A 17,472-nucleotide genomic window follows, 5' to 3' on the forward strand; every position below is an offset into this window, starting at 1 on the left:
CATCTTCCATTTCTTTTCCCCAAAAATCCCTTTCTCTATTCCCCTTATGGCTTACTGTAATGATGCCCCAAAGATTACTGTTCAGCCGCTTCGACTTTCTCCGTCCAGACCGAGGTTCCGTCCGATATAAAATCAGTTGCCAGCTGCTCCCCTTCTGAATAAAATGCCTGTACTCCGCATTCCTTCAGGCGTCCTGCGATTTCCTCATTCATGGACTCGGGACTTTCCTCCCGGCTGCCTGTAATAATTCCGTACCGCGGTTTTACCTTTTCCAGGAATTCTTTTCCTGTGGAATCCGTTTTTCCATGATGTCCCAGCTTCAGGACGTCAGCTGATATCTCCCAGCCGCTTTCCAGCAGTCTGGCTTCCGCTTTCTTTTCCATATCACCTGTCATGAGAAATGCGGTTTTTCCATAACAGAACCGCAGAACCATGGAATTATTATTATCCTTTTTCTTATATAGCTTATCCGGAATCCATACCTGTACTTTTGCTGCCCCAAGCTGCAGTGCCTCCCCGCCGGAAAGGGCAACCAGCCTGGCACCGTATTTCGCGGCCAGGGCAGGTACATCGATGGATTCATAAGTAACAGAATCCGCTGCCGACAGATAAATGCATTCGGTGGGGAAATCGGCCAGGACAGCCTCCAGGCTTCCTGTATGATCCTTATGCCCATGTGACAGGAAAATCCCTTTCAGCGAATCCACACCCTTCTGTCTGAGAAGCCTGGAAATCAGGGGGTAATCCTCTGCTTTTCCGGTATCGCACAGATAATAGCCATCCTCCGGAAGCTTCAAAAGAAAAGCATCGCCTTTTCCTATATTAATAAAGGAAAGAATCATCTGATTTTCTGACGCTTCGGTGGTTTCCCGGGCATCAGCCGACGCGCAGGAGGAAGGAAATCCGCCGCCCTCTTCCGTCGGGCCGCCCCTGTTTGCACAGCCTGTAATTAGCATCACTGTAAGAATAATGCAGATAAAGCAGGTTATTTTTTTTATCGGTCCGGTTCCGGTCTTTCTTTTTACAATCATTTTTCCTCCGAAAGCATCATTTTTTCAGGCTCTTGCAGGATTTCCAGTGTCAATGGCTGATCGTTTCCTGATAATACAGCGGCATACCCGCAGCAGGGTATGCCTCTCAGTTTATATTATTAAAGCAGCGGTACGAATCAATAAGCGCCGGCTTTATTTTATCTTCCATTTTCCTTTTGTGGACATGAAGGTTTTCCATTCTTCCACATTGCCCAGAATAAAGCTGTTTTTCGGGACCAGCAGGGAAAGTTTCTTCTGGACGACAACAACATAAATATTTTTGGAGCTGATAACCTTGGTGATGTCAGAGTATTGGAATACGGAATGCGCGCCGTTGTTGGAGAAGATTTCCAGGCCGTCCGAATAAAAGCTTATTTTTCTCTCCAGCGGTTTTCCCCCGTTATTCTCCACCTGCTTTGCGAACTTTTTATCCCTGGAGGAACGATACAGGAAGAAGGGCATTACAAGGCATACGATACCTACCAGCACAAAAATGAAGCCTGAGCTGAAGGCGCCCCCGAGAATACTGAAAAGTCCCAGGAAAATACTGAGGCCGCCCATTATATAATACAGCTTTCTGTACTGGCTCATGAATGCTTTCACAAATTCCAGATAAATTTCCTTTGTGATTGTAAATTCATTCTGGAACATCAGCCGGCCGCTGATATGGAAGCCTCTGGCCATCTTCGGAATGGGCGGTATCGTGCCGACGCCGTCATCGTCCTCCTCCTCCTCAGCTTCAGAATCGGCGTCTTCAGATGCCTCTTCAATATCGTTGTCTTCCGCTTCGGCAACGTCTTCGTTTGCACAGCCGGCTTCGTTTTCCGCTTCCGGCTCTGCGTCAGGGAGTATGTCCTCTTTTTCTTCCATGCCTTCCGGCGCGTTCTTTTGTTCTTCCATGTTTACCTCTCATTCCGCCGCCCTTTGGCAGCTTTTTCTGTTTTTAATAGTCCGCACCGCACAGTGTCTGAACTGCCTGTCAGTGCGTCTCAAAATCAAGCTTAAGTATTCACTGGACAGTACAATTATAATAAAAAGCTTCCTGTCCGTCTACCTCTATTTTCTTCGCTTCAGCGAACAGATATATTATCTGTGCATATTATAGAATAGAATACCATAACCGGATGTGAATGAAAAATGAATTCTTCAGAATATTATAGAAATTGTCCCTGCCGCAACACCTGCAGTCAGGACTGCTGCTGTCAGCAGGGACCACCCGGCCCGCAGGGGCCGCCCGGATTACAGGGGGAAACCGGGCCGCAAGGGCCTCCCGGCGCCAGAGGGGAACGCGGCCCGCAAGGGCCTGCAGGCCCTATGGGGGAACGGGGCCCTCAGGGTGTTCCCGGCCCCCGCGGAGAAAGAGGTCCCCAGGGTATCCAGGGGACCAGGGGAGAACAGGGGCTGCAGGGAATTCAGGGAATTCCCGGAGAGCGTGGGCCTGCGGGAGAACGCGGGCCTGCCGGCTGGCAGAATACTGCCTATGCCCAGTATGGAGTCACAGCCTCTCCTGCCAGCGGAAGCTTTCTTCCTCTGTATCCTGTATGGGGCGCAGGAGGGCTTACAAGCCTTCCCACGGATGATACCATTACGCTGCAGCCCGGATACGTTTATGCCGTATCCTATGTTTTCCTGGCAACACCGGAGCCCGGAAATTATTTTCAGATACTTCCCTTTATAAATGGCACGCCAAGGCTGCTTTATTCCTTTACCGGCAACGCGGCTAATGGCAGAAATGCCGCGGCAAGCGCATTTTTCCTCACAAATGAAGCTCTGTATGAGCCGGTTGATCTTTCTTTCTCCCTGACCTATCCTGATACTGTAAGGAATATTGATATTTCCGGGGCTGTTTCCATATATCCCGCTGCCATCGCTGTATCGGAGGAGTTCTTCTGACATCTGTTTGAAAATTGCTCCAGGGACAAAAAGAGGTTATCATTTCCGCAGTCTTCAGGAAATGATAACCTCTTTTGCTGGCACCGGCCCTTGCCGGTTACCGGCTTTTCCACGTCTTAGTTGGCGATGCGGAAGTGCTTTTCTTTTTTCAGGGGAATCTTTTCTTCTTCGATTCCGGTAATCTCTATCCATTGGCCGTTTCGCAGCTTTTCGGTGAGGAGATCTATGTCACGTTCCCGGCCCTGGACCTCCATTTCCACCCTGCCGTCCTCCAGATTTGCAACCCATCCGGACAGGCCCAGCTTACCGGCCGCCATATATGCCGTATAGCGGAAGCCCACGCCCTGTACTTCGCCTGAGAATATCATATGCTTTCTGATTTCCATAGACAACCCTTTCCTGAACATGGTATGAAAGCCCCTCCTCATTTTCCCTCCTCAAAGAATGCAGCACAGCATGTAAACGCTTTATCGTCTTACAGCTTCAGCTTTTTGAACAGGTCTCCCAGGGAAGTGGTTGCCTCTTCTTTGGAGCTGTATTCTTCGGCCTGATGCGCTTCCATTTCATCGGCTTCCGTGTTCTCTTCCACCGCTTTCATGCTCAGGCTGATTTTGCCGTCATTGGTGTTCAGCACTTTTACCTTTACCTTATCGCCGGTGTTAAGCACCTCGGAAGGCTTTTTGATTCTTCTTTGTGAGATCTGTGAAATATGCACAAGGCCGCTCAGGCCTTCGGGAAGGCTGATAAATGCGCCGTAAGGCATCAGGCTCTCTACCGTCCCCTCAAGGATAGTCCCGGGCGCCAGCATGGAAATCTTATGGTTGATTTCGGCTTCCGCTTTTTCCTTTTCAATGGCTTTGGCGGAAAGAACCAGCTTATTCTTTTCCTGATCTACGGTGATGACTCTGACTTCAAGCTGTTTTCCAAGCCATGGCTCCAGATCCTCCACATAGGTTAAGGACAGCTGGGAAGCGGGGATAAAGCCGCGTATTCCTTCTACAAAGGCTACTGCGCCTGCTTTTACGATTTCACTGATTTTTACCTGGATGCTTTTCTTTTCGTCCATGTAGCCCTTCAGGATATCCCAGGCAAGCACCTGGACGGCTTCCTTCTTGGAAAGGAGGATGTTTCCTTCGCCGTCGTCCGTTTTAACTACTGTGGCTTCAATGGTGTCTCCGGTTTTAACATCCTCCAGGATGTTAAAGTTCGGATCGCTGCTCATATCCTCCGCTTTAATTACGCCCTGGGCATAGTACTGCAGATCCAGAATCGCGCCCTCTTCGTTAACCGCAATTACGGTACCGGTGATGATGTCGCCTTCTTTGATGGAACGGAAGGATGCCTCCAGTTCCTTTGCGTAGTCTTCCATGGTTTCTTTTCTTTCTTCCACTGTTTCGTCCGTCCTTTCTGGGGTTTTTTATAATTATAATGAAAAGCTGTGTGATTGTCGAGGGGGATGGGGGGAATTCTTTTTTTTGAGGGGGACGTATAGAAAAACAGGCAGGCGGGGAGGGGGGAGGACGCTTTCATTCTTTGGCTGGCTCTGGATCGGGATTGCCTCTCTCTACCCCGCCATTGCATTCATAATTTGGCGTTTGCTGGTTTTGTGGGACGAAAGGGTTCTTTCGCCAAATTATGAATGTAGGGCTTCGCCCTATAGAAAAAAACAAGCAGGCAGGTCTTTGTGAGTAAACTCCCACGCTTTGCCTGCTTGTTTTTTTCTGCATGGCTCATGGGTTAGCATATCCTCGGCAACCCCTCTCCTATAAGTTCTGATAGGATGCGGGTGCCGCCTATGGGGGTGGTTAGGAGGATTTTTCCTTTTTCTTTTTGGGAAATATGGCCTATAATGGCGGCGTTCTCTCCGTAGCGGCTTTTTTTCATGCATTCCAGGGCGAGGGGGGCATCTTCGCCGGCTACTACTGCGGTCATTTTGCCTTCGTTTCCCATGTAGAGGGGATCCAGTCCCAGGAGGCCACAGAAGCCTTTGACGGGGGCGGATACCGGGAGGCGGTTTTCTTCAAGCTCCACGCAGCAGTCGGATGAAACCGCGAATTCATGCAGGACGGTCGCAAGGCCTCCGCGGGTCACGTCACGCATCGCTTTGATACGGACGCCCGCCTCCTGCATGGATTGTACCATTTCTCCCAGAGGAGCACAGTCGCTCAGGATCTGGTTTTCAATTCCCATCCGCGCGCTGAGAATCGCTGCATGATGCTCTCCCAGATAGCCGGAAACAAGGACCGCATCTCCTTCCTGGCACAGGGACGCACTTATGTTTACACCCTCCGGCACAAAACCCACCCCGGCCGTATTGATATAGACTCCGCCGTTTCCTTCTATGACCTTGGTATCCCCGGCCACAATCGTCACGCCTGCTTCCGAAGCAGTTTGGGCCATGGAGGCCGCAATCCGTTCTAGCTCCCCGCTCTGCGCTCCCTCTTCAATAATGAATCCGCAGGTCAGGTATTTGGGCTGTGCGCCGCTCATCAGCAGATCGTTCACCGTTCCGCATACGGAAAGCTTGCCGATATCCCCTCCCGGAAAAAAAATGGGGTTCACAACAAAGCTGTCGGTCGTTACCGCAATTCTCCCGCTTCCCGGAACCACGGCGGAATCTTCCATTCTGGAGAGCACTTCATTATTGAAATTTCGGGCAAATATATCCGCAATCAACTGAGAGGTTGCCCGTCCCCCGCTTCCATGCGCCATTGTTATCTTCATTTTCTTACCTCCGGCGTATCACAGGCTTTCCCGTGATACTGCATTAATTGTAACAGCTGTTAAAGCAGCTGCCCTCCGTGGAAACCATACAGGCTCCCTGGGGTGTCTGCGGCGTACATACCTTTCCAAACAGAGGACACTGGGAAGGCTTTATTTTTCCTGTGAGCACCTGCGCGCAGCAGCATGCGGAATTTTTTTCCCGATCCTCGGTCAGCTCCCGGCTGCCGGCGTCGAAGGCTTCGTATTCTTTCCGCAGCACCATGCCGGAACCGGGAATAATCCCCATTCCTCTCCACGCGGCATCCGCAGGTTCAAAATATTCGGCCACCGCCGCGCGGGCCTGAAGGTTTCCTTCTCTTGTCACGGCCGAAGGATAAAAATTTGCCACCCGGCCCTTCCCCTGAAGCTTAACCAGCGCCGCAATGGCAGTAAGGATCTGTTCTCCTTCAAAGCCTGCCACCACGAAGGGGATTCCAAATTGTGCCGCCAGCCCCTCAAAGGCCTTGCTGCCCGTGATCACACAAACATGCCCGGGCGCGAGGAAGCCGTCTATTCCGCAGTCTGCGCTGCCTGCGCACATCCAGGATATGACCGGCGGCATCACCTTCAGCGAGGTGAGAAGGCGGATATTTTTGATTCCTTTTTCCAACGCCTTTTTCAGCAGCATGGCATAAACAGGGGCTGTTGTTTCAAAGCCCACTGCCGCAAAAATATAAATATGCTCCCTGTCTTCCTCCGCCAGCCGTAAGATATCCATGGGCGAATAAACCATTTTCACCCGGCAGCCCCCGGCCTTTGCCTCGCTTAGGCTGCACCTGCTTCCAGGCACACGCAGCATGTCCCCGAAGGTGACGACGACATTCTGCGGTTCCTTTCCCAACTCGATCAGCCTGTCAATATATTCCGTTACGGTGACGCAGACCGGGCATCCAGGCCCTGATACCAGCTGTATGGAAGGCGGCAGAAGGCCGGGGATACCGTTTCTGTTGATTTCAGCCGTATGGGTACCGCAGACCTCCATCAGCTTCAGCGGCCTTCCCTGATAGCCCTGCAGATATTCAAGAATTTCCTTCACCCGCTATTTCCTCCAATTCCTCAAAAAGCTCCCGCAGCTGCCTGCCCTCCGTTTCCGACAGGACCTGTAAAATACAGCCCGCATGTACGAGTACCTGATCCCCCGGCTTCACCCGGACAAGCCCTGCCTCCGCCCGAACCGTATTCCCCTGAAAATCCACTGCTGCTGTTGTTCCTTCCACTGATACCACCCTGCCGGGCAACGCTACACACATATCTGTTCCGCTCCTTCTTCCTACTGTCGGCAGAAGTCCGGCAGCTTTAAAAATATAAAAACTGTCGGCCTGCTGCATATTTTTGCTTACTGTTTCATCGTAAGGGACGCCAGCCAGGCCTGCCCCAGCGCGATGCCGCCGTCATTTCCCGGCACCTGTTCGTTTACATATACCGTAAATCCGTCCTTCTCCAGAAGCTGCCGGCACCGTTCCTGTAAAATCACATTGGCAAAAACACCGCCGCCAAGCGCCACCTTGTTTTCATGAAACCGTTCTCTCAGCAGACGGCACATCTCAAGCACCATCCCGGCCGCCGCTTCATGGAAGCCCAGCGCCAGCGCCTGTATTTCCGGGCCAGGGGCATTTTTCTCCCCGTCTTTCCCCCGGTTTTTATCCCTTCCGAAGGCAACAAGCTCCCTGCACAGGGTGCGGATAAGCTCACGGCGATCCGCAGTCAGTCCCTCCGGTGTTTCCCTTATGGGAAAAGGCAGCCGGGCAGGCGCAAGTCCTTTTTCCATGGCCCCTGCTGCGGCGTTTTCCAGGGCTATTGCGCATTCGCCTTCATAGGTATTATACTCCCGGATTCCCAAAAGCGCACTTACCGCATCAAAGAGACGGCCCATACTGGTGCTTTTTTCCGTATTGATATGGGAGGCGACAGCAGCGCCCACGATGGCTGAATTACAATCAGGCAAAAGCTTTGCCAGAGCGTCATCCCGGGGAGCAAGCCCAGCATGGAGAAGATGGCACACTGCCGTCAGGGCAGCATCCTTTGCCGAGGCATCCCCGCCGCAAAGCTCTGTTTCATCCAAATGCCCCGCCCTGACAAAGGAGGAATCTGTGCATATGAGGAACTCCCCGCCCCAGATACTGCCGTCCGTTCCATAACCGGTTCCGTCAAAAATAACGGCGATACAGCTGTTCAGCCCGTGTTCCGCCATGACTGACGCCGCATGGGCATGATGATGCTGAAACAAAAGCAGCTCCAGGTTGTACAAAGACGCTATTTTTTCAGCCTGTGCAAAGGTAAGATATCCCGGATGCATATCGCATGCCACCGTTTTGGGATGCAGTCCGAAAAGCCGCTCCATCCGCTCTTTGGCAGCCATATAGGTCTGGAATACCTTATAATTTTCCATATCGCCAAAATACTGGCTCATATAGGCCCGGTTCCCTGAAGCAAGGCAAAAGGCCGATTTCAAATCCCCGCCCATGGCCAGCACCGTGCCGGCGCATTCCCCGGGAAGCAGAATGGGAGAGGGTACGAAGCCTCTGCTGCGGCGAAGCATCTGGGGCCGCCCTCCGGTAACACGCATCAGGGAATCATCCAGCGGCGTTACGATTTTTCTGGTATTCCAGGCTATGCCATCCAGGCAGGAGGGCTGCTGCTCCCACAGCTGCTGTATTTCTTCCTCAGTTGTAAGAATCGGTTCCTCCGTCACATTGCAGCTGGTCATAATAAGCGGCCCGGCCTCCTCCGTGAGCAACTGATGAAGCCCTGTACAGGGAAGGAAGGCGCCCAGATAACGGCTTTCACCGCCCACTGCATCCAAAAAAACTTTACCGCCTTCTTTCCAGGAAAGAAGGACAATCGGCCTTGCGGCGGAACACAGAAGCTTTTCCTCCTCTGCGGACAGGATACAGTATTCCCGGATGCTGTCAAGGGATGGAAACATGACCGCAAAGGGTTTTTTCTCCCTGTGCTTCAGTATGCGCAGCCTCCTGACAGCGTCTTCAGATGCCGGCTGGCAGGAGAGCTGGTAGCCTCCCACTCCCTTTAACGCCAGGACTCCGCCGTTTTTCAGCTGCCTTATGGCCGCCTCCAGCGCTTCGTCCCGGCTGAGCACGGCGCTGCTGTTATCCGTCCATAAAAGCTGAGGCCCGCAGTTCCTGCAGGAAATGGTCTGGGCATGCCTGCGTCTGTCCGCCTGCCGTGTATATTCCCGCTGGCACGCAGGGCACATGGGAAATTCACGCATGGTAATATGTTCCCTGTCGTAAGGAATTTCTTCAATAATACTGTAGCGGGGACCACAGTTAACACAGCTGATGAAGGGATAGTGAAATCTTGCGTCCGATGGATTGTGCATCTCGGCAAGGCAATCCTCACAGACAGGAAGATCCGGCGGGAGCAGCGGAATATCCGTTTCATTTTTCCCTTCGCTAGGCACGATATAAAAGTCTGCCGGGCAGTTCTCATCTTCCGGACTGTTTTGCACCAGCTTCTTGGCACGCACCTCTTTTACCTGGGCCGCCGGAGGGGCAGACGAACGAAGGCGACAGATAAATTTATCCATCGCCTCCTCGTTTCCAAATGCATCTATCTTCACTACGCCGCCGCTGTTGCAGACGCTGCCGCTGATATGAAGTTCTTCCGCCAGGACGGCAACAAAGGGTCTGAAGCCCACGCCCTGGACCACTCCCGTAATGGTGATTTCGTATTTCATGCTTTACCCTGTGCTTCGGAAGCGTTTGCTGCCGGGGCCGCATTTGCCTGCGCTGTATTTATCGTAGCCGAATTCGCCTGCGCCGTATTTACCGTAGCGGCATTTGCCTGTGCCGCAGGCTTTGACGCGGATGCAGCCGCCGCCGGGGCAGCCGGCTTAACCACAGGCTTTACCACCGGATCGGGCATATTTGTTTTCAGGAAGCTTTCCGTTTTCTTCACGTCCCCGGGCTGTGTATAGGTTTGCTTCATGGAAAGGCATTTCTTCGGGCACACCTCTACGCAGCAGCCGCACTGGATACAGCCAAACCGCTGGATTTCCCAGGTTTTGCCGGCCCGATCCACTGTAATGGCTCCGGTGGGACATTTTCTGGAGCACAGGCCGCAGAGCACACAGGTGTCTATATCGATTTCCACGTGGCCCCTTGTCCTGTCAGGATATTCTCTCGGCTGCTCAGGATAAGGCCTTGTGGCGGGCTTGCTGAACAGGTTCTTGAGAACCGTACCCGTGAATTTCATGGTGTTCATGTTTTTCATATTAACCTCGATTCCTGCGGAGTTCATACCGCATTTTCCGTCACAGTCCGTACATCTGAACTGTGACGACCTTTTTCTTTCCTGCCAATGCGCTGCAGTTTGGTCAGCCGCACTGAATGCAGCTTCAGCCGCCCTGTAACGTCAACGCTCCGTACAGCTGATGCAGGGATCGATTGTCAGAATCAGAATCGGCACATCCGCCAGCTGGCAGCCCTTTAAAGTTTCCAGCAAAGCGGGCAGATTGGCAAAGGTAGGGGTGCGGACCCTGAAACGGTCAATAAATTTCGTGCCGTTTGCCTTTACATAGTAGATGGCTTCGCCTCTGGGCTGCTCTTCCCTCATGAAGTACTCCCCTTCCGGGAAGCCCTTGAAGGGTACTGCCACTTCACCGCCGGGGATCCTGGAAATTGCCTGCCTGATGAGATCGATGGACTGGAAGATTTCCCGGATACGCACGTCACATCTTGCATAACAGTCGCCTATATCACTGGTCACGGGTTCAAAATTCAGATCTGAATAGGCTGCATAGCCCAGCTTCCTGTTATCCAGGGCGATTCCGCTGGCACGCATAAACGGGCCGACCGCTCCAAGATCATGAGCCTGCTGCTTTGTCAGGAAGCCCACATCGCGCAGACGGCTGTTAACAGCGGTATCTTCCAGGAAGGTCCTGGCCACCACCTTCAGTTCCTTTTCAATATCATTAAAATCAGCAATAAAACTGCGCAGCATGGAAGCATCCATATCCTTGCGCTGTCCGCCGATCTTGTTTACGGAAAAAATAACCCGGCCGCCGGTGGAAGCTTCAAACATATCAAGTACCTTTTCCCGGATTTTCCAGGACTGCATGAACAGGCTTTCGAACCCGAAGGCATCCGCCAGAAGCCCCAGCCAGAGCAGGTGGCTGTGGATTCTTGACATCTCACACCAAATGGTGCGCAGATACTGTGCCCTGGGCGGTATTTCTATGTTCATGATGTGCTCAACGGCTTCGCAGTAGCCCATACCATGCATAAAACTGCAGATACCGCAGATACGCTCCGCCACGTACACATATTCCGTAAATTCTTTTTTCTCAACGAGCTTCTCCAGCCCTCTGTGGACAAAACCAATGGAAGGGACTGCTTCCACTACCTTTTCATCCTCTAAAACCAAATCCAGATGAATCGGCTCCGGCAGAACCGGATGCTGCGGTCCAAAAGGAATCGTACTGCGTGTGGACATAATCTATTCTCCTTGTCATTACCCTCTGAAGGGTGCCTCTTGCTTGATACGGTACAGGTTGCCATGATAATCCAGGGTGATCATCTTAATGGGGATTCCAAAAAGATCATGGATTTCATTCTCATAAAGGAATGCCGGCTCATAAATATCACTGATGCTTACGATTTCCGTATCCGGTGAAATAACGAGCCGCAGCCCCACCATTTTATATTCTTTACCGAAGGAGTAGGTCACTTCCATTTTATCTCCCGCTTTCGCCGCACAAATCTGGACGATCCGGTAGTCCCTGTGCTTCAGCTTCAGGACCTCCGTAACCAGATTTTCCGGTTCCACCTGCATGATTTCGCCGTCAATCATTTTGCTCCTCCTTCCTGCTTCGCCTGTATTTTCTCTTCTTTCTTCCGCGCGGCGCGTTCCTCTCTCTTTTTATCCAGAAGAGCCACGGCCTTTACCACGCCGTCAATGATCGCTTCCGGTCTTGCCGCACAACCCGGCACATAGATATCCACCGGGATGATGGTATCCACGCCGCCGATAATATTATAGCATTCTTTAAAAATGCCGCCGTTGCATGCGCAGATTCCCACCGCTACCACCACCTTCGGCGAAGGCATCTGGGAATAAAGCTGCTGTACCACCGGTTTATTCTGTTCATTAATACCGCCGGTAATCAGGAAAATATCCGCATGCTTCGGGTTTCCCGTATTAATGACCCCGAACCGCTCCACATCGTATACCGGAGTCAGGCAGGCCAATACTTCTATATCACATCCATTGCAGCTGGAGCCGTCATAATGCAGCAGCCAGGGCGATTTTGATACTTTCATGTTACATCCTTCCTTTCCTGCTGCGATTACTTCATCAGCATGACTATCATCAGGTTAATCCCGCCGGCTGCCAGCGTCACGATCCAGGTCCATTTCAGCATGGTCTGCCATCTCACTCTGGGGAACACGTTATCGATCAGCGTTTCCAGAAGGAATGAGGCCAGACATACCAGAATGGCTGCAGGAATGCTCAACCAGCTGGAGTTGACGATGAAAAGTCCGATGACTCCCAGCAGGAAGACATTTTCATACCAGTGGGAAAGAGTTACCAGCGCCAGGATATTGCCGGAAAGCTCCGTAGTCAGGCCTCTGACCATTTCCTGATGGGCATGGTGGGAGGTACTGATGTCATAGGGTGATTTCCTGAACTTAATGGTCAGGATATAAAGGAAGCCGATAAAAAATCCGGGCAGAAGGCAGATTGCGGAAATATTGCTCTGCGCAATCTCCTTTACGGAAAAGCTTCCCGTCGCAATATAAAATCCAATGGCCGTCAGAAGCACCATCGGCTCGTAAGCCATCATCTGCATCAGCTCTCTCTGCGCCCCCATGGAGCTGTACGGCGCATTGGCCGAGCAGGCCGACATAATAAAGAAAATACCCGCCAGCGTCAGTGCGAAGAACACCAGCAGAATGTCTCCGCCCCAGAAGAACAATGCCCCTGTGAACACGACAAAAACCAGGAATCCGCAGACAAGGAAATCCTGCACGCTGTTTACCACAACGGACTGCTTTGCAAAGAGCTTGTTGATGTCATAAAAGGGCTGCAGCACGGAAGGCCCTTTCCTGCCCTGCATCCTGGCAGCGACCTTACGGTCAATGCCTTCCAGGAGGCCGCCGATAAAAGGCGCGCATACGATATACAGAATGGCAAACCAGAAATATTTTGACATTACAGCGCACCTCCTATCGTCATAATCATCAGAATAATCAAAGCCCCGCTGGCCAGTACCAGGGAAGGCAGAAGAAGCTTGTTTTCCGCAAAATAATCCGGCATATACCAGTTTGCCAGATACATATGCTTTTCTTCACCGAAGGAATCCGTGAAGTTTCTGTCGTCTCCCGCATTGGCTCCACCCATGTAGGACATGACGATCTTGTTTTTCTTTCCAAGTGTGAGAATCCGCACCGCTATCGGAAGAACGAGGATGGTACACAGCATCATGATCATGATGTACAGGTTGCCGGTTCCGATAAGGTTAGGCACGTACTGATGATACATTTCCATCAGGAAAGGCTCAATCAGATAGGTGGACACCAGAGGGAAGGTCAGGCACAGTGTAACCATGAGTACGCTCAGGGAAATCAAAGAGGTCCATTCGCTTTTCTTGGTCACGTTATTCAGGCGTTCCGAATGATGATGCACCGCTACCAGGGTGCCCAGCCACTTTGTCCAGTAAAAAAGTGTGGTGGCGCTGCCGAATACCAGGAAAATAACCAGCAGGATGCTTCCTGAATCCACATAAGCCTTTAATGCGGCCCATTTGGAAATCAGCATGCCGAAGGGCGCAAGGAACATACCTGCAATACCGATAATCATAACATAGGCCAGCCCGGGCAGCTTCACAATCAGCCCGTGCATATCTTCAATATTCCTGCTTCCCGTACAGTTCTCCACCGCACCCACGGAAAGGAACATCAGGGACTTGGACACCGCATGGAACATCATCAGAAGGATCGCAGCCCACACCGCTTCATGCATACCCACACCGGCACAGGCTGTAATCAGCCCCAGATTGGAAATTGTGGAATATGCCAAAACCTTTTTCCCATCGTCCTGGGAAATGGCCAGCATGGAGGTTACAAGGAAGGTAAAGCCGCCGATGGTGGTAACCATCAGGCCCGCCAGATTGCCTTCCATGGCGGGTGCCAGACGGATTAACAGGTATACGCCCGCCTTTACCATGGTTGCGGAATGCAGCAGCGCGCTGGTAGGCGTAGGCGCCACCATAGCTCCCAGAAGCCATCCGGAAAAAGGGAGCTGCGCGCTCTTGGTAAGTCCTGCAAAGGCAAGAAATACCACCGGGATCAAAGCCAGGCCCGCTTTCGCATCCGAGCTTACCGCAAGGGCCACCAAATCCTGGATATTGATAACCTGGAGGGAAATCGCCGCATAGGCAATTGCCACCGCAAAGCCCAGGCCGCCCAGCAGGTTCATCCACAGGGCCTTAAAGGAATTCTCCATGGCCTCATCCGTCTGATTGTAGCCAATCAGCAGGAAGGAACAGATACTGGTGATTTCCCAGAAGAAATAAATCCAGATCAGATTGCTGGAGAAAATCAGCCCCATCATGGCTCCCAGGAACAGAAACAGCATACCGAAGAAAAAGTATCTTCTGTCCTTGTAATCCAGATGGTGTCTGTTGTAATCCTTCATATATCCAATTGCGTACACACAGATCAGACAGCCTACTATACCGATGATCAGACTCATTGCAATGGTCAGCTTGTCCGCAAAAATATGATCGCCGGGTATCTCCGTCCGGCCGGTAAGCTCCAGCCAGGTCATCAGCCCCGTCTGCGCAATGGACAGCAAAGCACAATAATACTTTCTGAATTTAAAGCTGTAATAAAATACAAGAACTACCAGCGCCCATTCCACTACCAGCATCAGCATATCGATACCGTGTGTGTGAGGCAGGTAGGAGACGGTCTCCCCTGAAACCAGGCTGGTTACCGCAAATAAAATGACTGCCGCTACTAAAATCCCGCAGAGAGTAAACTGGACGCATCTTCTGACCAGTCCGCTCTTTCTCATGCATGACATAACGAGCGCAGCAAAGAATGGAAACAGAATTAAAAAACCTATCATTCCCATATGGAATATCCCCCGCTTTCGCCTTATTGGACTATTATTCAGGCTTCCAGGTGGGTAGTACGTGTGCCGGACGTATTGCTCATCTTTTGAAGTTTAAATCAGTCCTTATCCATCCTACTTCTCTTGTCCAAAAGTGTCAAGTGACAAGTACAAAAATTTTGTTAAAACAAAAAACATCACGACACTATTCTGTGGTATAATAAGAAAAAAGGTAAATTTTTAACAAACGCACTGAAGGCCGCAAATACGGGCGGAAACGCTTCTGCCTGTGCTCTGCCTGCCGCATTTTCTTAATTAAAAGGAGGATTTTCCATGAAATGTCTGTTCAGCTATGCCAATGAATATGTAAAGGAATCTGACTGGAAGGATCTGGCTCTGGTTAAATTCTGCCTGTGTGCCACAGGCGTCATGATAGGCCTTTGCATTCCCAAAGAAAAAAAGAAAGTGCCTTTATTGATTGCAGGCGCTGTTTTCACAGTGACCTACATACCGCTTATGACAAAATTTCTCCGTATCATACTTCGTAAGGATGAAAATGCTGCATGCGAAGAAGAATAGGATAGGGAAAATACGGACAAAAAGGGAACTGCCTGTGAAGAAAGGGCGGTTCCTTTTTTTGCCGTCACAAGGCTGCAGGCTGATCATAAATTTTTTTTATTTAAGCGGACCAAAATCCCCCTCCTGCCATCTAATCATTGTAATGACCAGAAAGTCCGGACGTTATTACAAGGAGAAAACTTATGAAAACACTGATTAAAAAAGCACAGCATAAGGATGCCGATGCCTTTGTGGAGCTGATGCAGGAAAACATGAAGGACATGTATAAGGTTGCCCGAGCCATTTTATCCAACGATGAAGATGCCGCAGATGCCATCCAGGACACGATCCTGGCCTGCTGGGAAAAGATACATACCCTGAAGCAGGAAGATTTTTTCAAAACCTGGCTCACGAGGATATTAATCAATAACTGCAACCTCATACTCCGAAAAAAACGAAAGCTTGTGCTGGATGACAGTATCATGGACATGCAGGCCGGCTGCGAATGCGACGGCTACGAAAACACCGAATGGAAAGAAATGCTTGGGTGTGTGGATGAGAAATACCGTGTCATCATTATTCTGTACTATGTGGAAGGTTTTAAAATCAGGGAAATCGGCGAAATACTCCACGAAAGTGAAAGCGCCGTAAAACGGCGGCTTGCATCCGCACGCAAGCAGATGGAGCTGGCCTATTATCCCGAAAAACGGAGGAATGCCGAATGAAACAAAGTGAAAAAATCATTTCCGGTTTACAGCAGGATATTGTGCTTCCCGATATAGTATTGCAGAAAGCCGATGACGCCTTCAGCCGTATTCTGGCCGAAAACGAAAAAGGAAAACAGCCTGCTGCCAGCCAGGGCAGAGGAAAAAACAGCCGCCATAAAAAAAGAAAACGCTTCCCGGTCTGGGCAAGGGGACTGACCGCTGCCGCCGCAGTGTTAATTGCAGCCTTTGGCATCTGTGCCGCCAATCCGGTTATGGCTGCCAAAATACCCATTATAGGCCATCTGTTCTCTCTTTTGCAGGACAAAATCAGCTTTTCCGGGGATTATACCGGCTATGCCGAACCTCTGGACGGCAACGTGCAGACAGATCCGGAAACCGGAGGGGACTCTTCTGTTACCGGCAATCGGGGAACATCTTCCTACTCACAGACAGTAAACGGCGTGACCGTAACTCTTTCCGAGGTTTACTGCAATCAGGAAGCTTTGAATATTTCCCTTATTATAGAGGGAAATGAAAATTTTCAGGACAAAATTATGACAAACCAGTTCGGGAAGCAGTCCCTCTTTCTTGATATGGATACCGATTTCAGCTTCCGGGATACTCCTGTTATGGCAGGAAGCGGCAATATTGAAGGCAGCTTTCTGGATGCCAGGACGTATGCGGGTGTCTGGCGGCTGGATTTAAAGGATGTTCTTTTCGACGTATCGGAAATCGACAGAATGACCAGCGAGGCGGAAGCAAAAGGCGAGGAATTCGTGGTGAACCAGGAGGTCCTGGACAAATATGGAAAAATGCTCACGCTGCCTGATGAATTCACACTGAATATCGATTTGAAAAGAATTGAAGGTATGCTTGCCAACCCGCCGGAAATCGACTGGGGTATGAGTAAGGAGGAGTTGGAGGCACTGTCTGATGAGGAGTTCCAGGCGCTTCATGACCGCATCTTTGAAAAATACGGACTGAACAAACATCCCAATACCATGCAGCATTACTGGTTCGAAGGCCCCTGGACCTTTACACTGCCCATTAAGGTCAATACCGCCAATAACCGCACCATATCCGTAAATGATGTGAATGAAGCCGGTATCGGGCTGGAATCCGTCACGGTTACGCCATTTGAAATCCATATCAATGAAGTCTATCTGAACCATGACAAGGCGGACTATTTCCCTGTTGTTCTTGACGCCCAGGGAAAATATATCGACTCCGCAGGTTCCGACGCCGCCTTCCTGCCCGTGGCGGATCACGATATTTCCAGAATTACCGTTTATCTGTGCGACTATCTGGAATATATGGATGAACTGAAAGGGCTGAAGTATGAAGATAATTTCAGGGAACTGCTGGAGGAACGGGCGGTTTATAAAAAAGAGGTTGTGCTTGAGTGACAGGGTATCGCGAATGGGAATGCCCGGATTAGCAAA

General features: G+C 50.9%; 18 protein-coding genes. 4 read left to right on the forward strand and 14 right to left on the reverse strand.

What is annotated here, in order from left to right; translation table 11 throughout:
• Positions 1 to 74 precede the first annotated feature (74 nt).
• The gene (locus tag DXC51_RS04105; protein ID WP_117543806.1) at positions 75 to 1,031 is read right to left on the reverse strand and encodes a ComEC/Rec2 family competence protein; all 957 of its coding nucleotides are present in this window, start codon (positions 1,029 to 1,031) and stop codon (positions 75 to 77) included.
• Between the two features lie 153 nt (positions 1,032 to 1,184).
• The gene (locus DXC51_RS04110) at positions 1,185 to 1,931 is read right to left on the reverse strand and encodes a YcxB family protein (protein WP_117543808.1); all 747 of its coding nucleotides are present in this window, start codon (positions 1,929 to 1,931) and stop codon (positions 1,185 to 1,187) included.
• A 414-nt stretch (positions 1,932 to 2,345) separates the two neighbouring features.
• Between DXC51_RS04110 and DXC51_RS29255 the strand changes: the two genes are divergently transcribed.
• Positions 2,346 to 2,924, forward strand: a complete 579-nt coding sequence (locus tag DXC51_RS29255) for a collagen-like protein (RefSeq protein ID WP_021635950.1) — start codon at positions 2,346 to 2,348, stop codon at positions 2,922 to 2,924.
• A 116-nt stretch (positions 2,925 to 3,040) separates the two neighbouring features.
• Here the strand turns inward: DXC51_RS29255 and DXC51_RS04120 are convergent, their stop codons facing one another.
• The 12 genes from DXC51_RS04120 to DXC51_RS04175 all read right to left on the reverse strand — a co-directional run bounded on the left by DXC51_RS04120 (position 3,041) and on the right by DXC51_RS04175 (position 14,786).
• Positions 3,041 to 3,310, reverse strand: coding sequence for an acylphosphatase (locus tag DXC51_RS04120; protein WP_025489704.1), 270 nt, complete (start codon positions 3,308 to 3,310; stop codon positions 3,041 to 3,043).
• A gap of 89 nt (positions 3,311 to 3,399) precedes the next feature.
• Entirely contained in the window at positions 3,400 to 4,293 is an 894-nt protein-coding gene (locus DXC51_RS04125; RefSeq protein WP_044915315.1) for a S1 RNA-binding domain-containing protein, read from the reverse strand.
• A gap of 368 nt (positions 4,294 to 4,661) precedes the next feature.
• Positions 4,662 to 5,648, reverse strand: coding sequence for a hydrogenase expression/formation protein HypE (gene hypE / locus DXC51_RS04130; protein WP_117543810.1), 987 nt, complete (start codon positions 5,646 to 5,648; stop codon positions 4,662 to 4,664).
• Between the two features lie 43 nt (positions 5,649 to 5,691).
• On the reverse strand, positions 5,692 to 6,723 hold the full coding sequence (gene hypD / locus DXC51_RS04135) for a hydrogenase formation protein HypD (protein WP_117543812.1): 1,032 nt from the start codon (positions 6,721 to 6,723) through the stop codon (positions 5,692 to 5,694).
• Entirely contained in the window at positions 6,707 to 6,937 is a 231-nt protein-coding gene (locus DXC51_RS04140) for a HypC/HybG/HupF family hydrogenase formation chaperone (protein WP_021635957.1), read from the reverse strand. Before DXC51_RS04140 ends, hypD begins: the two co-directional genes overlap by 17 nt.
• An 86-nt stretch (positions 6,938 to 7,023) precedes the next feature.
• Positions 7,024 to 9,384: a carbamoyltransferase HypF gene (hypF, locus tag DXC51_RS04145; protein ID WP_117543814.1), complete on the reverse strand. Its 2,361-nt coding sequence runs from the start codon at positions 9,382 to 9,384 to the stop codon at positions 7,024 to 7,026.
• Positions 9,381 to 9,920 (reverse strand): 4Fe-4S dicluster domain-containing protein, encoded by a 540-nt coding sequence (locus DXC51_RS04150; protein ID WP_243003119.1) that lies wholly within the window; start codon positions 9,918 to 9,920, stop codon positions 9,381 to 9,383. The genes hypF and DXC51_RS04150 overlap by 4 nt, the downstream gene beginning before the upstream one ends.
• Positions 9,921 to 10,061: 141 nt before the next feature.
• Positions 10,062 to 11,141 carry a hydrogenase large subunit gene (locus DXC51_RS04155; RefSeq protein ID WP_021635960.1) on the reverse strand — a complete coding sequence of 360 codons (1,080 nt, stop codon included), beginning with the start codon at positions 11,139 to 11,141 and terminating at the stop codon, positions 10,062 to 10,064.
• An 18-nt stretch (positions 11,142 to 11,159) separates the two neighbouring features.
• The gene (locus DXC51_RS04160; protein ID WP_021635961.1) at positions 11,160 to 11,498 is read right to left on the reverse strand and encodes an NADH-quinone oxidoreductase subunit C; all 339 of its coding nucleotides are present in this window, start codon (positions 11,496 to 11,498) and stop codon (positions 11,160 to 11,162) included.
• Positions 11,495 to 11,968: an NADH-quinone oxidoreductase subunit B family protein gene (locus DXC51_RS04165; protein ID WP_021635962.1), complete on the reverse strand. Its 474-nt coding sequence runs from the start codon at positions 11,966 to 11,968 to the stop codon at positions 11,495 to 11,497. The genes DXC51_RS04160 and DXC51_RS04165 overlap by 4 nt, the downstream gene beginning before the upstream one ends.
• A gap of 26 nt (positions 11,969 to 11,994) precedes the next feature.
• A complete protein-coding gene (locus DXC51_RS04170; RefSeq protein ID WP_021635963.1) occupies positions 11,995 to 12,861 on the reverse strand; it encodes a respiratory chain complex I subunit 1 family protein in 867 nt (288 codons plus the stop codon).
• Positions 12,861 to 14,786 (reverse strand): NADH-quinone oxidoreductase subunit 5 family protein, encoded by a 1,926-nt coding sequence (locus DXC51_RS04175; protein WP_021635964.1) that lies wholly within the window; start codon positions 14,784 to 14,786, stop codon positions 12,861 to 12,863. Before DXC51_RS04175 ends, DXC51_RS04170 begins: the two co-directional genes overlap by 1 nt.
• Before the next feature lie 312 nt (positions 14,787 to 15,098).
• On the opposite strand from DXC51_RS04175, the gene DXC51_RS04180 reads away from it, so the two are divergent.
• The 3 genes from DXC51_RS04180 (at position 15,099) to DXC51_RS04195 (ending at position 17,436) form a co-directional block, all read left to right on the forward strand.
• Entirely contained in the window at positions 15,099 to 15,344 is a 246-nt protein-coding gene (locus DXC51_RS04180; protein ID WP_025489693.1) for a hypothetical protein, read from the forward strand.
• 182 nt (positions 15,345 to 15,526) lie between these two features.
• Positions 15,527 to 16,048, forward strand: a complete 522-nt coding sequence (locus tag DXC51_RS04190) for an RNA polymerase sigma factor (protein ID WP_102289016.1) — start codon at positions 15,527 to 15,529, stop codon at positions 16,046 to 16,048.
• Entirely contained in the window at positions 16,045 to 17,436 is a 1,392-nt protein-coding gene (locus DXC51_RS04195; protein WP_117543818.1) for a DUF4179 domain-containing protein, read from the forward strand. Before DXC51_RS04190 ends, DXC51_RS04195 begins: the two co-directional genes overlap by 4 nt.
• The last annotated feature ends 36 nt before the right edge of the window (positions 17,437 to 17,472 follow it).

This window comes from Eisenbergiella massiliensis (assembly GCF_003435485.1).

What these genes read in the sequence shown, in the direction of transcription:
- DXC51_RS04105 (WP_117543806.1), bottom strand. Translation starts at nt 1,031, where the DNA reads ATGATTGTAAAAAGAAAGACCGGAACCGGACCGATAAAAAAAATAACC.
- DXC51_RS04110 (WP_117543808.1), bottom strand. Translation starts at nt 1,931, where the DNA reads ATGGAAGAACAAAAGAACGCGCCGGAAGGCATGGAAGAAAAAGAGGAC.
- DXC51_RS29255 (WP_021635950.1), top strand. Translation starts at nt 2,346, where the DNA reads ATGGGGGAACGGGGCCCTCAGGGTGTTCCCGGCCCCCGCGGAGAAAGA.
- DXC51_RS04120 (WP_025489704.1), bottom strand. Translation starts at nt 3,310, where the DNA reads ATGGAAATCAGAAAGCATATGATATTCTCAGGCGAAGTACAGGGCGTG.
- DXC51_RS04125 (WP_044915315.1), bottom strand. Translation starts at nt 4,293, where the DNA reads ATGGAAGACTACGCAAAGGAACTGGAGGCATCCTTCCGTTCCATCAAA.
- hypE (WP_117543810.1), bottom strand. Translation starts at nt 5,648, where the DNA reads ATGAAGATAACAATGGCGCATGGAAGCGGGGGACGGGCAACCTCTCAG.
- DXC51_RS04140 (WP_021635957.1), bottom strand. Translation starts at nt 6,937, where the DNA reads ATGTGTGTAGCGTTGCCCGGCAGGGTGGTATCAGTGGAAGGAACAACA.
- hypF (WP_117543814.1), bottom strand. Translation starts at nt 9,384, where the DNA reads ATGAAATACGAAATCACCATTACGGGAGTGGTCCAGGGCGTGGGCTTC.
- DXC51_RS04150 (WP_243003119.1), bottom strand. Translation starts at nt 9,920, where the DNA reads ATGAAAAACATGAACACCATGAAATTCACGGGTACGGTTCTCAAGAAC.
- DXC51_RS04155 (WP_021635960.1), bottom strand. Translation starts at nt 11,141, where the DNA reads ATGTCCACACGCAGTACGATTCCTTTTGGACCGCAGCATCCGGTTCTG.
- DXC51_RS04160 (WP_021635961.1), bottom strand. Translation starts at nt 11,498, where the DNA reads ATGATTGACGGCGAAATCATGCAGGTGGAACCGGAAAATCTGGTTACG.
- DXC51_RS04165 (WP_021635962.1), bottom strand. Translation starts at nt 11,968, where the DNA reads ATGAAAGTATCAAAATCGCCCTGGCTGCTGCATTATGACGGCTCCAGC.
- DXC51_RS04170 (WP_021635963.1), bottom strand. Translation starts at nt 12,861, where the DNA reads ATGTCAAAATATTTCTGGTTTGCCATTCTGTATATCGTATGCGCGCCT.
- DXC51_RS04175 (WP_021635964.1), bottom strand. Translation starts at nt 14,786, where the DNA reads ATGGGAATGATAGGTTTTTTAATTCTGTTTCCATTCTTTGCTGCGCTC.
- DXC51_RS04180 (WP_025489693.1), top strand. Translation starts at nt 15,099, where the DNA reads ATGAAATGTCTGTTCAGCTATGCCAATGAATATGTAAAGGAATCTGAC.
- DXC51_RS04190 (WP_102289016.1), top strand. Translation starts at nt 15,527, where the DNA reads ATGAAAACACTGATTAAAAAAGCACAGCATAAGGATGCCGATGCCTTT.
- DXC51_RS04195 (WP_117543818.1), top strand. Translation starts at nt 16,045, where the DNA reads ATGAAACAAAGTGAAAAAATCATTTCCGGTTTACAGCAGGATATTGTG.